Raw genomic sequence first — 13,447 nt, 5'->3', positions numbered from 1 at the left:
CTCCTTAGACACTGCTATTCGCCAAAGACAAAGTACTTCCTGCTTTTTCTATCAGAAACTTAAGCCTTACCCAAACGACGCTCTCACTTAACCTATAGCTAAGGCTTGGCCTTTACTGGGAAAAACGACCCGGCACATACTTTTAAACCTCTGGAAGAAACCTTTATCTTCTGTATGGACAGGTATGAGTACTTCGGGCCGGATCGTTTCCACTATCTCTTCTAGCCCCGGCCCGTGGACATGACCGCTCGCGTGAAAACCTGATTTTTCCCGCTCTCTTCCTAGATTCCCGTACAGTTCGAAACCGAAAAAATCGATCCAATTCTTAATCCGTTCCTGGTCAATGAGCATCTCTTCATCAAAAGCCTCACTGGATGAATAAATATAGATACCTCGGCGGACTTCCAGGTCCAATAAAGCATGAAAATCATAATATGAAAAACAAAGTATGTAACTACCAGGATCCCGCCGGATATCCTTTGCCTCTACCATGCGCCCCTGGGCTTTCTTACGGAACCTATCCAGCACGTTCTCCTCCCACCTTGTGCGCTGAGCTTTAGGCCTAACATACAAGACGATATCATGTTCACCATACGGGTCGGGTATACCGGGTTCCCCACTGACGAATAACGCTTCCAAAAGGTGTATATCCTTAGGTGTAAGAACCAACTGCCTCCCTTTTTCTCTAGCTATTTGTAAAAATGAGAGCAACCGCTCTATATTACGAGGGCCGAAATCTGCCACCACCAAAGTAGAACCCCGGGGTATTACTTTACGGCAATTATTTAACACTTCTTCTTCCGTAACGGGTCTTTCAGTGGCCGGATGGGTTCCTTCGCAGATCAGCACTACCGGTTTTAAATTTGCTGCTTCCTGGATAAACTTCCGGCTCAATTCCCCCTGCTTACCATGTAAACGAAAATCCCCAGTATAGATAATCCAGCCTGCGGAAGTTTTTAGCCCGAAGGCCCCCGCCCCGGGTATGGAATGATCCACGGGCCAAAAGCGTAATCCTATCCCCCCTACTTCCGCCTGTTCCGCCCAACTTTTTAAAGGACAACTTACCAGCTTACGTGAACCTTCGCAGCGCGACCAAAAAGCTTGAGCAGCATCCGGCAATCCCTGCCTTTCCCACACTACGAAGGGCCTCTGCTTCCCGGGAACCCGGCGGTAATCTGTGGCCCTGAGGAGACCGTCTTTGAGCTCGCGCGGAGTAATAAAACATACCTCTTGCAGCCTACCGCTACTACTTGTATCTTGGAGAGCTTTTAAAATCAGGCTGGAGGTTAAGCTGGTATAAATAGGAATGTCTGCCCTTATATAGGGAAGATACCCGCAGTGGTCCCAGTGGGCATGGGAGACAAGTACCCCTTGAATCTCTATTTTTCTATAAGCCGGATGTGAGCTGAATTTTTCCCAAATACCCGGGTACTCTAAATCCGGACGATACGCTCCTTGCAAGGGCGGCAGGATCCCTAAGGCCAGGAGATCGGCGAAGCCGAAAATGAGGCGCGGGAAAAGATATTCATCAAAGTACATGCCTTCAACTTTAAAGTTAGTTCCAAAATCAAGCAATACGGCTGTACCGTTATCTTCTAAGAGTATCTTGTTACCTCCTATACTATCCACTCCATCGTAGAAGGTCAGAAAAACGCTCATAGCACTTAAGGCCCCTTTTCTACGAGGATAATTATACCAGAACCATTAGGTCCGCGTAGAGGATTTTCGCAAACCGCTGTCGAAAAACCTTCTAAAAAACCGTTTAAACCATTTCAAAAAAGGAGGCGGGTCCATGTCCAATATTCTACGTACAGCCGCTGAACTCATGGCTTTAGCCGCCCGTACGGCCCCCAAGGCGGCGGGCAAAGATTTCGTTGTCCTAGAGATACTAGAAGGTAAAGATCTGGATAAACTAGCCGATGCCATGGTAGAGTACGGTCGCCAAACAGGCCGCAAAAACTTTGACCGGGACGGTGACAACGTACGGCGCTCTGCAGCCGTCCTCCTTATAGGACTAAAAAATGCCCAAAAGGCCAGCCTTGACTGTGGAGCCTGCGGAGCCTCACGCTGCGCCGAACTTGATGAACTTAAAGAAGGACCTGAGTTTGCAGGCCCATTATGTGCATGGCGGCTTTTAGACTTAGGTATAGCCATAGGTTCGGCCGTTAAAACGGCCAGCATCTTAAATGTAGACAACCGCATCATGTACCGTATAGGAGTTGTAGCACGGCGCCTGAAATTGATAGATGCGGAAGTAGCTGTAGGTATTCCCCTCTCGGCCACCGGCAAAAATATCTATTTCGATCGCCCTAGTTAAAAGAGGTCCCTCCTTCAAGGGACCTCTTTTAATTGCAGTACGCTTAAGTAACTGGCACCGGGCGAAAGGCGACATGGTCACCGGACACCAAATGAAATTCAATCCCCCAATGAGAACCTTCTAGGGCCTTCCGCCGGTCCGGTCCGTGAAGATGAGCGTAATAGCACCGGCTTACACCGTACTTTAGCATAATCTCTACGAAACCGGTCATTCCCCCGGAAAGGGCCGGCGGGAAATGGAGCATTACAACGATAGGCTCCCCCTGCCGGCGAATACGGAGCAACTCCGTTAGAGCACGCTCCAACCTTATAAGCTCGCGGCGATAAACCCTTTCATCGGTCTCATGGTTAAATAGAGGGTGCTCCGGAACTAGCCAGCCCCGGGTCCCGCAAATAGCCATGCCCTCTACCACTTCTGGTTTAAGAAGGGAGAACTCCTCGTCAAGGATAGCGGCCCGCATTTTTTTCTCTGTCTGCCACCAATAATCGTGATTACCCTTAAGCAGCCTCTTTCGTCCGGGCAGGCTCTTTATTAATCTTAAATGAGGCAAAGCCTCTTCCAGTTTCATAGCCCAACTGAGATCGCCGAGCAAGTACACGGTGTCTTCCGGCCCAACCCGTTTTTCCCATTCTTCTACAATCCTCTGCTCGTGATCTTCCCATTCCGGTCCAAAAATGGACATATCCTTCCCTAGGTGAAGGTCTCCAAGGGCGTAAAGAGCCATCTTTGTTTCTCGCCCTTTCGGTCTCCTTGCCTTTTACTACATCGAGGTTAGCTGTTTTACAATGGCGTCTGCCATCTCCTGAGTGCTTGCGTTTCCACCTAGATCGTAGGTAAGGTACCGCCCATCCTGTAAAACTTGAACGATAGCTTGGCGTATGCGCTCGGCTGCTTCTTTTTCCCCTAGATATTCCAGCATCATTACACCGGAAAGAATAGTGGCCAGGGGGTTGACCTTGTTTTGACCTGCGTACTTGGGAGCGCTACCGTGGATGGGCTCAAACACCGCCACATCCTCCCCTAAGTTAGCCCCCGGAGCCACGCCCAGGCCGCCAACAAGTCCGGCACAGAGATCCGAAAGTATATCTCCGTAAAGGTTGGGAAGCACCAGCACATCGTACTGTTCGGGTTTCTGTACAAGCTGTAAAGCTAAGTTATCAATAATACGGTCGTCAGCTTCTATTTCCGGATACTCCTGGGCTATTTCATAAAAACAGCGGAGGAAAAGCCCGTCTGTAAGTTTCATTATATTCGCCTTATGCCCGGCCGTAACCCGGCGGCGCCCGTTCTTCCGGGCATATTCGAAGGCAGCTCTAGCTATTCTTTGCGAACCCTTGCGAGTTATAATTTTTATGCTTTCCGCAGCATCCTCGCCTACCATATGTTCTATGCCCGCGTAAAGATCCTCCGTGTTTTCGCGGAATATTACCAGGTCCACTCCTTGGTACCTGGAAGGGACGTTGGGCCAATTACGAAAAGGACGGACGTTGGCATAGAGTTCAAGCTCCTGGCGCAAGGCTACGTTTACACTTCGGAAACCCGTGCCCACCGGTGTAGTAATAGGACCTTTCAGGGCTACTTTGTTACGTCGTATAGATTCAATTACCTCCTGAGGCAATACCTCTCCACACTTTTTAAGGGCCGTCTCTCCGGCTTCTACTACTTCCCACTCTAAGTTTACGCCGCTTGCCTCCAGTACCCGCCGAGCCGCAGAAACAACCTCCGGCCCAATCCCATCTCCCGGGATCAGAGTCACCTTGTGCTGCAAAACTAAGCCACCCCCATCTGTATGCGAATTTACCTCCCCTAATTATACGTGATCCCGTCCCCACTGCCTAGCCCCAGCCAGTCCGGTTGCCCAACCCTTGCCACCTTTTCTCCCTAAGAAGTAAAATAGACTGGGAGGAAAAAAATCATGTTCGTCGGCCTGGATATGGGAGGCACCCACACTGATGCCGTGCTCGTATCTCCGCAAGATGGTGTATTGCGTTACGTAAAAAAGCCGACCCGTCACGACTTTTTAGCTTCCATAGAAGAGGCTTTAGAAGAGCTGTTAGACGGCATCCATACTTCGGGGATAGATAGGGTAAACTTAAGTACTACAGTATGCACCAATGCCATTGTCGAAGGTAAAACGGAGCCCGTAGGTTTGATAATAGTACCAGGTCCAGGGCTTAATCCGTCCTTTTTGCAATGCGGCCAGCTTAATTTTATTATCCAAGGTAGCATAGATCACCGAGGACGTGAAACCTCCCCATTAAACGAGCAAGAATTAAACTGGGTTAAACAACAGCTCAGGGCTACGGGTTTACGTTCACTGGCTGTTGTTGGTAAATTTTCCACCCGTAACCCCACTCATGAGCTACGTATAGCCCGTTTCTTGGAAGGAGATTATGATTTCGTCACCTTAGGACATCGCCTGTCTGGACGGCTAGGCTTCCCGAGGCGCGTCTACACCGCTTATTTAAACAGCGCTGTTTGGCGCGTCTTTAGCCGGTTTGCTGATGCTGTACAAGCCTATCTGGCCAAGAAAGGTTTAGTCACAGAGCCTTTTATACTTAAAGCCGACGGAGGTACGCTGGCCCTCTCCGTAGCTAAAAATGTCCCCGTAGAAACTATTCTTTCCGGCCCGGCAGCCAGTATAATGGGAGCGCTCGCCCTGCTTCCTACTGAAGAAGATGCCGTGATATTAGACATAGGAGGCACTACCACAGATATATCCTTCTGTATGGAAGGCTTACCTTTACTGGAGCCCCAGGGCATCAAAATAGGCCCACACCTCACCCTGGTTCGCTCCCTCCTGGCCTATTCTGTAGGTTTGGGGGGCGACAGCTGCATTCAAGTGAAGGAAGGGCAGTTGTATATAGGTCCGGAACGATTAGGCCCTCCGGCTTGTCTAGGAGGACCTGCACCTACACCCACGGATGCCCTAGTAGTTCTGGGTCTTCTTCACCTTGGGAATGCTGAACTATCGCGTAAGGCCTTAAAGAGTGTAGCCAATAGCCTTAACCTATCCATAGATTCTGCTGCAGAAGCTGTACTAAGCGAATTCACAAAACGAATAGCTCAGGTAGTAGGCGACCTTGTTCACCAGCTTAACCAAAAGCCTGTCTACACACTAAGGGAAATTTTAATGGGGCGCAAACTACAGCCTGCCAAGGCCATAGTGGTCGGGACACCTGCACGCTTCTTTAAGCCTTTTCTGTCTAAAGCATTAGGGATTTCAGTAGAAGTTCCTGAGCTTGCCGGAGTAGCCAATGCTATAGGTGCGGCCTTAAGCCGTCCGACAGCCAGCCTCACCGTCTTTGCTGATACTCAACAACGTAGAGTTCTTATCCCCGAGATAGGGTGGGAGGAAAGTATTCCTGCGCACTTTACCGTAGAGAAGGCAAAGGTCCTGGCCTTTCAGTTTTTAAGAAGGCGGCTTAAGGAGATAGGCTACACGGAGCCGGAGCCTGAACTCGAAGTGATAGAGGAGCAAGTCTTCAATGTGGTAAGGGGGTTTAATACCGTGGGCAAAAATATACGGCTTAAAGTTCAAAATAAACCATTACCGATGAGCCTGGTGGGCTCCCTTACCACAGACCTTAAAGGACCTAGTCCAGTCTAACATACACCCAAAGCAAGCGCATTAAAAAGGCCTCCTAAGGAGGAATAAACACGATGCTTAAAGCTCCCCGCCGCGTTGGTCTAGTATTTTTCCCGGCCTATGATTGGGCCATCTCTCCTACCCATCCAGAGCGCGAGGAGCGCCTTCTTTACACCCAAGATCAGATATGGGAAGAGGGTATATTGGACATTGAAGGTATCGTGGAATACCGCCCCCAGCTAGCCAGCCCTCGGGATGTGGAACGCGTGCATATCTGCGTGCCCGATTTAGAAAGCCGTGTAACCCAATCGGACCTCATTGCCGCCGGCGGGGCCATGACTGCTGCCGAAGCCGTCCTCCAGGGGGAGGTAGAGCGGGCCTTTGCGATAATCAGGCCTCCCGGCCACCACGCTCACCGTATCGTATATGCTAACAGGGGCTTCTGTAACATAAACAATGAAGCCATAATGATAGAATACATCCGCCAAAAATACGGTCCTAAAAAAGTAGCCATAGTGGATACCGACTGCCACCACGGCGACGGAACTCAAGATATTTACTGGCATTACAGGGACACCTTGTTCATATCCCTCCATCAGGACGGGCGCACCCTCTACCCCGGTACAGGTTTCTTAAATGAATTTGGCGGCCCTAACGCCTGCGGGTATACCTTGAATATCCCCTTGCCGCCCGAAACAGGTGAAGAAGGTTTCCTTTACGTTATCGAAAATCTAGTCCTTCCCGTCCTAGAAGAATTCAAGCCCGACCTCATTATAAATTCTGCCGGGCAGGATAATCATTACACCGATCCCATTACAAATATGCGTTTTTCAGCCCAGGGTTACGCGCGGCTGAACGAACTCTTAAAACCGGATATTGCCGTCTTGGAAGGGGGCTACTCTATAGAGGGGGCGCTGCCTTACGTTAATGTAGGTATAATACTGGCTCTAGCAGGGTTGGATTATTCTTACGTGCGTGAACCCGATTATAGCTCCGTCCGGGTTTCCCAGCCGAAGGAAATCAGCGAATATATTGCCCGCCTTTGTAAAGAGACCTACGCAGCCTGGCGAAACCGCGAAGACATCCGGGCGAGACTTGTACGAGGAAAAAAAGAAGTTACGCGGCAGCGCCACATCTACTATGATACGGTAGGCTTGTTAGAGTTTCAGAAAGAAACAACTTTAGTATGTGACGAATGCCCAGGTCTCACCTTTATAGATTCCTATTCCGACCGCGGGGAGCACATTTTGGCCGTCTTTCTCCCCCGCAAAACCTGCAAGCGCTGCAGGGAGGAAGGAGAAAATCTTTACAGGCGGGCTGATATTAAGAAATACACCGCCATCTTTTTACAGGACCGGGAGAACGATACCCTCCTCAGAAGATAAAAACTCCCTCTACTTGCTACAAGTAAAAGGTTTGGCTAAATAGCGTGTCCCTCCTAAAAGGCTCCGCGTATAAGTTCCAAATTGACGACATCCCCCCGGCCGTTCAACCATACTCCTACTACATCGAAACGGCAAGGACGCCCGAACAACTTCCTTTCCTTAAGATAGAAACTGGCTACACGCCGCAGACGTTCCTGTTTACGCATATCAACAGATTCTTGAGGAAATCCAAAGGCGGAGGAAGAGCGGGCCTTCACCTCTACGAATACAATCTCCCCGCCTTCCTCAGCCACAATATCTATCTCACCCAAGGGGCAGCGGAAATTTCGCTCCCTAACGTAATATCCCTGTGCTTTAAGAAAAGTGGCCGCTATCTCCTCACCCTCCCAGCCTTTTCGCCGCCTTGCGCATCTCAATAAGATTACCCCCTAATGAAAGAAGGCTGCCGCGCTACTAAACGCGTAATTAGTGAGTGGTGTGGGGTATATGCCGAAAAGGAATAGTACCGCCAAGGAACAGGCTAAGGCTATCTGAACCCCTAACGGTACCTCAATAGCCGGCCTTCCTGGGGGAGGATCTCCCAAGTACATTACTTTAACCACCTGCAGGTAGTAATATACCGATACCATGCTCATCAGTACAGCTAAAATAGCTAACCAGATATAACCCTGGTCGATTACGGCCATGAACAAATAAAATTTACTAACAAACCCGGCCAGGGGGGGTATCCCGGCCAGGGATAAAAGTGAGAAAAGCATAACCGCCGCAAGAAGGGGCGAACGTCGAGCCAGCCCGGCATAATCCTGGATCTCGTCACTTTTGTCCGCATTATAGAAGACGGTCGCCACCATAAAGGCGCCCATATTGGCGAAAACATATAACATTGAATGATATAATATCGCTCCTACGCCCAGGGTAGAAAAAGCGACTATCCCTAGCAAAAGGTAGCCCGCTTGGGAAATACTAGAATACGCCAAAAGCCTCTTTATATTCTTCTGCGGTATGGCTACCAAATTTCCGACCACTACGCTTAAGATGGTTAGAGCTACTATAACCTCTGCCCAGAGGGGATGGCTATCACCCAACGCCACGAAGAACACCCTCAAAAATGCGGCAAAGGCTGCGGCCTTGGAAGCTACAGAAAGGAAGGCTGTAACCGGGGTGGGTGCACCTTCATACACATCCGGCGCCCACATATGGAAGGGTACGGCAGCCATTTTAAAGGCGAAGCCACCCAACAAGAAAATCATCCCTACTACCATAAGGGGTGTGACGCCACCACTATTTACTACTAAACTTATGTCCTTGATAAGGGTACTGCCCGTGCTCCCGTAAAGGAGACTTAGCCCGTACAGTAGAATCGCTGAGGATAGGGCCCCGAGTATTATATATTTAATACCGGCTTCGGCCGATTTCATATCCCCTCTACGGTAGGTTGCCAAAATGCAAAAGCTTATGGTCATAAGCTCTAGACCCAGATACAGGGTAATAAGTTCGCCCGCCGAGGCCAAAATCATCATGCCCAGCGTGGACAATATGATCAAAGCGTAATATTCTCCTTCTCCGTTGCCCAGCCGACCAATATATTCAAACGATGATACACAGGTAAGAATAGCTGCAAACAGAAACAAAAGCTTAAAATAGGTCCCGAAGGGATCAATGATATACCCTTCCCAGACCACACCTTGGGCTTCCCGTAAGGCAAAGGCTAAAGCAGCTATGCCCACTAACCCCAGCGCGGCCAGATATCCAAGACCACGTTTTTGCCCTTTAGGTACCAAAAGTCCCAAAACTAGGAGCCCAAGCCCTAAGAAGGCCGTCAGAAGTTCCACACTCAAAAGTTCCCAGACAGGCATCAGAAGATCCCTCCTACGGTCCCGGCGGCCTCGATCTTAGCTACTAGGGGAGCCACACCGCTATATATTAGGTCTCCCATGAGCGACGGGAAAAGACCAAACAGTATAAGAGTAGCACATAACACCACAATGGGCACCATCTCAACTCCACGGGCATCCTCCAAATGGTCCCAGGCTTCCTTCCTGGGCCCAAAGAAAGTCCGCTGTACCACCCGGAGGACATAGGTGGCCGTAATAACTATTCCTAAGATAGCCAGTATAGCCAAGGTCCGGTAGGTCAAAAGTCCTCCAAAAAGTCCCTGTTCTCTGGTAAAGGCCCCAAGGAAAATCAGAAATTCGGCCACAAAGTTATGCAGACCTGGTAATCCCAAGGAAGCCAAACCCCCAATTAAGAACCCCGCCGCCACCCGGGGCATCTGATGGGCCAGCCCGCCAAAGCGCGCAATCTCCCTGGTATGCGCCTTATGGTATATATTTCCCACTAAGGCAAAGAAGAGGGCCGTCATAATGCCGTGGGCAAACATCTGGGTTACAGCTCCGCTTAGGCTTAAAGTATTAAGTGCGGCTATACCTAAGAGGACGTAACCCATGTGGCTGACACTGCTGTAGCCAATGACAAACTTAAGATCCCGTTGGACCATGGCTATCATGGCACCGTAGACCACATTAACTATACAAAGCACAGCGATCAAGGGAGCCCAGAATTTAGCCCCTTCCGGAAGGAAGAAAACCCCTACCCGTATCAAGCCGTAGGCACCCAGCTTCATAAGTACACCTGCGTGTAGCATACTTACCGCAGTAGGCGCCGCTACGTGACCGTCTGGAGACCACAAGTGCAGGGGCCAGATGGGTACCAGTACACCAAAGCCTATGAGGAAAAGGAAGAACACAAACTTCTGGAAAGCTATATCGTACTGTACAGTGGCTAAGGTCTGTATATCAAAGGTAAGGTATCCGAGTTGGCGGGCAGCGTAAAGGTAGAGGGCGATTATCCCGATTAGCGCGAAGGCACTACCTACTAAGAGGTAAAGGGTTAGTTTCATAGCTGCGTACTCTTTCCTTGTACTACCCCATATACCGATGAGGAGGTACATGGGAATGACGGCCACCTCAAAGAAGAGATAGAAAAAGAAGAGATCCCGGGAGATGAATACCCCGAACACTCCCGTCACAAGCATGAGCAGGAAAAGGAAGAACTCTTTTACCCTGTGGGTCATATCCCAGGAGGCGAATACCCCGGTAAAAATCACCAGGGCGGTAAGTAAAACCATCGGAAGACTTATCCCGTCCACTCCTACAGAGTAATTAACGCCTAAGGCAGGTATCCAGGATCTGTCCTCCAAAAACTGTAGGCCGCCGGCTGCCTGATCATAAGCTACATAAACATAGATAGAAAGTACTAAAGATATAAAGGTGGCTACTGCTGCCGTAATCTTTATGGTAAGCTGCTCCCTTTCGGGTATAAAGAGTATGAGTATAATCCCTATTACAGGAGCAAGGAGTATAGCTGTCAAAAGCGGAAAGCTCATCTTATCCCTCCTATCACCGGAGTTGCTACCCAGAGGACGAACACTACTACCGCGGCGAAAAATACTAGGGCGTAAACGGGGAGGCTTCCGGAGTGCAGGTAGCGCAACCTATAACCCGACCAGCGCACCGTATCCCCTACCCCATCAAAAATTCCATCCACTACATGGCGGTCATGCCAGTGGAAGGCTTCGGCCAATCCCAGCACCACACGCCGGAAGAACCAGAGATATGCCTCGTCTATATAGTACTTGTTATAAAGCACGGTATGGATACTCCGCCACCTCTGGGCCAAGGCTTCCGCAGAAATAACTTCTTTGCCGTAGATAAGCCAGGCAAGGTAAATCCCCAGAATAGCCACTAAAGTAGATGTTACCATTACGAAATAATTGGGTTCTAAGTGATGGGGTTCTCCGAAGTAAACCCATGAACTAAAACCGTGGGGCACAAAGGGAGCCCCTATGAAGCCGGCTACCACAGTTAATGTAGCTAAGATAATAAGCGGCACGGTCATACATTTAGGAGATTCGTGACCATGGAGACCAGCCCGGCGCCTGCCAAAAAAGGCTACAAATATGAGCCTGAACATGTAGAACGACGTTAAGAAAGCCACTACCGTACCCAGGATATAAAGACCTGTATATCCGTTGGAGTAAGCAGCTAGGAGTATCTCATCCTTGCTCCAAAAGCCGGCTAAGGGCGGAATGCCTGCCAAGGCCAGGGCACCCAAGACAAAGGTTGCTGTAGTAACTTTCATGTCTTTGGCCAATCCACCCATGCGGAAGATATCCTGCTCGTGTAGCGCGTGTATGACACTGCCCGCTCCCAGGAAAAGCAAGGCTTTAAAAATAGCGTGGGTAGTAAGATGGAACATTCCAGCCGTCATGCTTCCTACACCCATAGCCATTATCATGTAACCCAACTGGCTCATGGTGGAGTAAGCCAGAATACGCTTGATATCCCGCTGCGTTAACGCTATGGTAGCAGCAAAAAGGGCTGTAAACCCGCCCACATAAGCCACAAGCAAAGAGACTTCAGGTATGCTGGCGAACAATACAAAGGCTCTCGCCAAGAGGTAGACACCTGCTGCCACCATGGTAGCCGCATGAATCAAAGCGCTGACGGGCGTAGGCCCTTCCATGGCATCAGGCAGCCACACATGTAAGGGGAACTGGGCCGACTTCCCTATGGGTCCTGCAAAAATCAGTGTAGCGGCCACGGCCAAAAGGCCCATATGGGGAGCATGCGGAAGGGCTTCAGCAAGCTCCCGGAAGTTAAAGGTCTTAAACATAAGGAAGAGGTAAAAGAAACCCAGCATGAACCCGAAATCGGCCACCCTATTGACCACAAAGGCCTTAAGGCTGGCACGCGCTGCTTCGGGTTTGTGAAAATAAAAGCCTATGAGAAGGTAGGAACACAACCCCACCAGTTCCCAGAAGAAAAACATCATAAAGAAGTTATTCGCTAAAACTAAGCCCAGCATCGATGCGCTGAAAAGAGATAAATATCCAAAGAACACGCTAAAACCTGGGTCACCGTGCATATAACCTACGGAATAAATCTCAACCAGCAGGGCTACTAGGGTAACCACCAATAGCATAACTGCCGAGAGGGGATCTACTAAAACTCCGGCCTCGATTTTAAGAACCCAATCTTTAGCTCCCGGAAGGGCTAACCAACTCAGGGCATATTCTACAGGCTTTTCCATGGTCACACCTGAGGTTAATGTCTCCCATAGAATACCAAGGGATAGCACAAAGGATGCTGCTATAGCTCCTATACCCACCAGGGCGCTAAGGGTTCTAAGCCTGCGGGTAATAAAAGCTATCACTGGAAAAGCAAGGGCCGGAAAAAGAGGTACCAGCCAAGCATATCGGATCATGACCTCTTCCACCTACCTCACTTATTTCGACAAGCATAGTTAATTACCATTTAAGCCAGTCGGCCTCATCTACGCTAGTATTAAGCCTTTGCCTGTACAAGTTAATAACAATAGCCAGCCCTACTGCTACCTCTACCGCTGCCACAACAATAACAAAGATGGCAAAAACTAATCCTACCACTTTATCCGGATTTAAGAAACGGTTGAAAGCCGCCAGGTTAATATTTACCGCATTAAGCATAAGCTCGATCCCCATCAACACAGCTATCGCATTCTTTTTGGCCAAGGCACCGAAAAGGCCGATAACAAACAAGACTCCGCCAAGCATCAAATAATGATTTAAAGTAATCACTTGTCCTCCTTCACCTCTCTGGCGATCAATATAGCCCCCACTATCCCTACTAGCAACAAAATAGCTGCTACCTCGAAGGGAACTACAAAGGGCCCCAGGAAGGCTTCAGCCAAAGCCCCTACGGTATCCACCGGCCAGGAACCAAGGGGTAGGCTGGCCGGGGTGCGAGCCAAGGCTAAAATTATCAAAACGCACAGAGCTAAAGACACAACCCCAGCCGCTAAACTAAATGCGTTAAAAAGGTTGCTTTGCCTAATATTTCCGCGCCTTGTAAGCATCACACCGAAGATTAACAAAACAGAGACTGCTCCCACATAAACTAGAATCTGCACTGCAGCCAAAAACTCCGCCTCCAGCAGTATATAAATGCCTGCTACTCCGACAAAACTTAAAACCAGATAAAGCGCGCTGTGTACGATATTACGAAGTAAAACAACGGCTAAGGCCGAGGCCACCACCAGAACGAACAATATCCAGAAGGCCACTAAGGTCAAGGTACTACCCATATTCCCCCACTCCTTTTTCCACCTCCAAAGACC

Annotated in this window: 12 protein-coding genes; 3 read left to right on the top strand and 9 right to left on the bottom strand. The window is 49.5% G+C overall.

Annotated elements, in window-relative coordinates; genetic code table 11:
* Positions 1-87: 87 nt before the first annotated feature.
* Positions 88-1,659: a hypothetical protein gene (locus tag L5656_RS01635; protein WP_297198074.1), complete on the bottom strand. Its 1,572-nt coding sequence runs from the start codon at positions 1,657-1,659 to the stop codon at positions 88-90.
* A gap of 133 nt (positions 1,660-1,792) precedes the next feature.
* Here L5656_RS01635 and L5656_RS01630 point away from each other — a divergent pair, with 133 nt between their 5' ends.
* Entirely contained in the window at positions 1,793-2,317 is a 525-nt protein-coding gene (locus tag L5656_RS01630) for a ferredoxin domain-containing protein (protein ID WP_297198071.1), read from the top strand.
* 43 nt (positions 2,318-2,360) lie between these two features.
* On the opposite strand, the gene L5656_RS01625 is transcribed toward L5656_RS01630, so the two are convergent.
* Together L5656_RS01625 and L5656_RS01620 are read right to left on the bottom strand one after the other, a co-directional pair.
* Positions 2,361-3,041, bottom strand: coding sequence for a metallophosphoesterase (locus L5656_RS01625; RefSeq protein WP_297198068.1), 681 nt, complete (start codon positions 3,039-3,041; stop codon positions 2,361-2,363).
* A 36-nt stretch (positions 3,042-3,077) separates the two neighbouring features.
* Positions 3,078-4,085: an isocitrate/isopropylmalate dehydrogenase family protein gene (locus L5656_RS01620; RefSeq protein ID WP_297198065.1), complete on the bottom strand. Its 1,008-nt coding sequence runs from the start codon at positions 4,083-4,085 to the stop codon at positions 3,078-3,080.
* 147 nt (positions 4,086-4,232) lie between these two features.
* Here L5656_RS01620 and L5656_RS01615 point away from each other — a divergent pair, with 147 nt between their 5' ends.
* Both L5656_RS01615 and L5656_RS01610 read left to right on the top strand, forming a co-directional pair.
* Positions 4,233-5,927, top strand: a complete 1,695-nt coding sequence (locus tag L5656_RS01615) for a hydantoinase/oxoprolinase family protein (protein WP_297198062.1) — start codon at positions 4,233-4,235, stop codon at positions 5,925-5,927.
* Between the two features lie 53 nt (positions 5,928-5,980).
* Positions 5,981-7,291 carry a histone deacetylase family protein gene (locus tag L5656_RS01610; protein ID WP_297198058.1) on the top strand — a complete coding sequence of 437 codons (1,311 nt, stop codon included), beginning with the start codon at positions 5,981-5,983 and terminating at the stop codon, positions 7,289-7,291.
* 53 nt (positions 7,292-7,344) lie between these two features.
* Here L5656_RS01610 and L5656_RS01605 read toward each other — a convergent pair whose 3' ends face one another.
* Genes L5656_RS01605 through L5656_RS01580 form a run of 6 tightly spaced genes read right to left on the bottom strand, consistent with a single transcriptional unit; the run spans position 7,345 to position 13,414 of the window.
* A complete protein-coding gene (locus tag L5656_RS01605) occupies positions 7,345-7,707 on the bottom strand; it encodes a YraN family protein (protein ID WP_297198055.1) in 363 nt (120 codons plus the stop codon).
* 12 nt (positions 7,708-7,719) lie between these two features.
* A complete protein-coding gene (locus tag L5656_RS01600) occupies positions 7,720-9,147 on the bottom strand; it encodes an NADH-quinone oxidoreductase subunit N (RefSeq protein ID WP_297198053.1) in 1,428 nt (475 codons plus the stop codon).
* Positions 9,147-10,676: a complex I subunit 4 family protein gene (locus L5656_RS01595; RefSeq protein WP_297198051.1), complete on the bottom strand. Its 1,530-nt coding sequence runs from the start codon at positions 10,674-10,676 to the stop codon at positions 9,147-9,149. The genes L5656_RS01600 and L5656_RS01595 overlap by 1 nt, the downstream gene beginning before the upstream one ends.
* Positions 10,673-12,556 carry an NADH-quinone oxidoreductase subunit L gene (gene nuoL / locus L5656_RS01590; RefSeq protein ID WP_297198048.1) on the bottom strand — a complete coding sequence of 628 codons (1,884 nt, stop codon included), beginning with the start codon at positions 12,554-12,556 and terminating at the stop codon, positions 10,673-10,675. Before nuoL ends, L5656_RS01595 begins: the two co-directional genes overlap by 4 nt.
* A gap of 43 nt (positions 12,557-12,599) precedes the next feature.
* Positions 12,600-12,908 (bottom strand): NADH-quinone oxidoreductase subunit NuoK, encoded by a 309-nt coding sequence (gene nuoK / locus L5656_RS01585; RefSeq protein WP_297198045.1) that lies wholly within the window; start codon positions 12,906-12,908, stop codon positions 12,600-12,602.
* Positions 12,905-13,414: an NADH-quinone oxidoreductase subunit J family protein gene (locus L5656_RS01580; RefSeq protein WP_297198042.1), complete on the bottom strand. Its 510-nt coding sequence runs from the start codon at positions 13,412-13,414 to the stop codon at positions 12,905-12,907. The genes nuoK and L5656_RS01580 overlap by 4 nt, the downstream gene beginning before the upstream one ends.
* Between the last annotated feature and the right edge of the window lie 33 nt (positions 13,415-13,447).

The sequence above is a fragment of the Thermanaeromonas sp. genome (assembly GCF_021890735.1).
Taxonomy (GTDB): domain Bacteria; phylum Bacillota; class DSM-521; order Neomoorellales; family Neomoorellaceae; genus Thermanaeromonas.
This window is presented reverse-complemented; position numbering and strand designations above follow the sequence as displayed.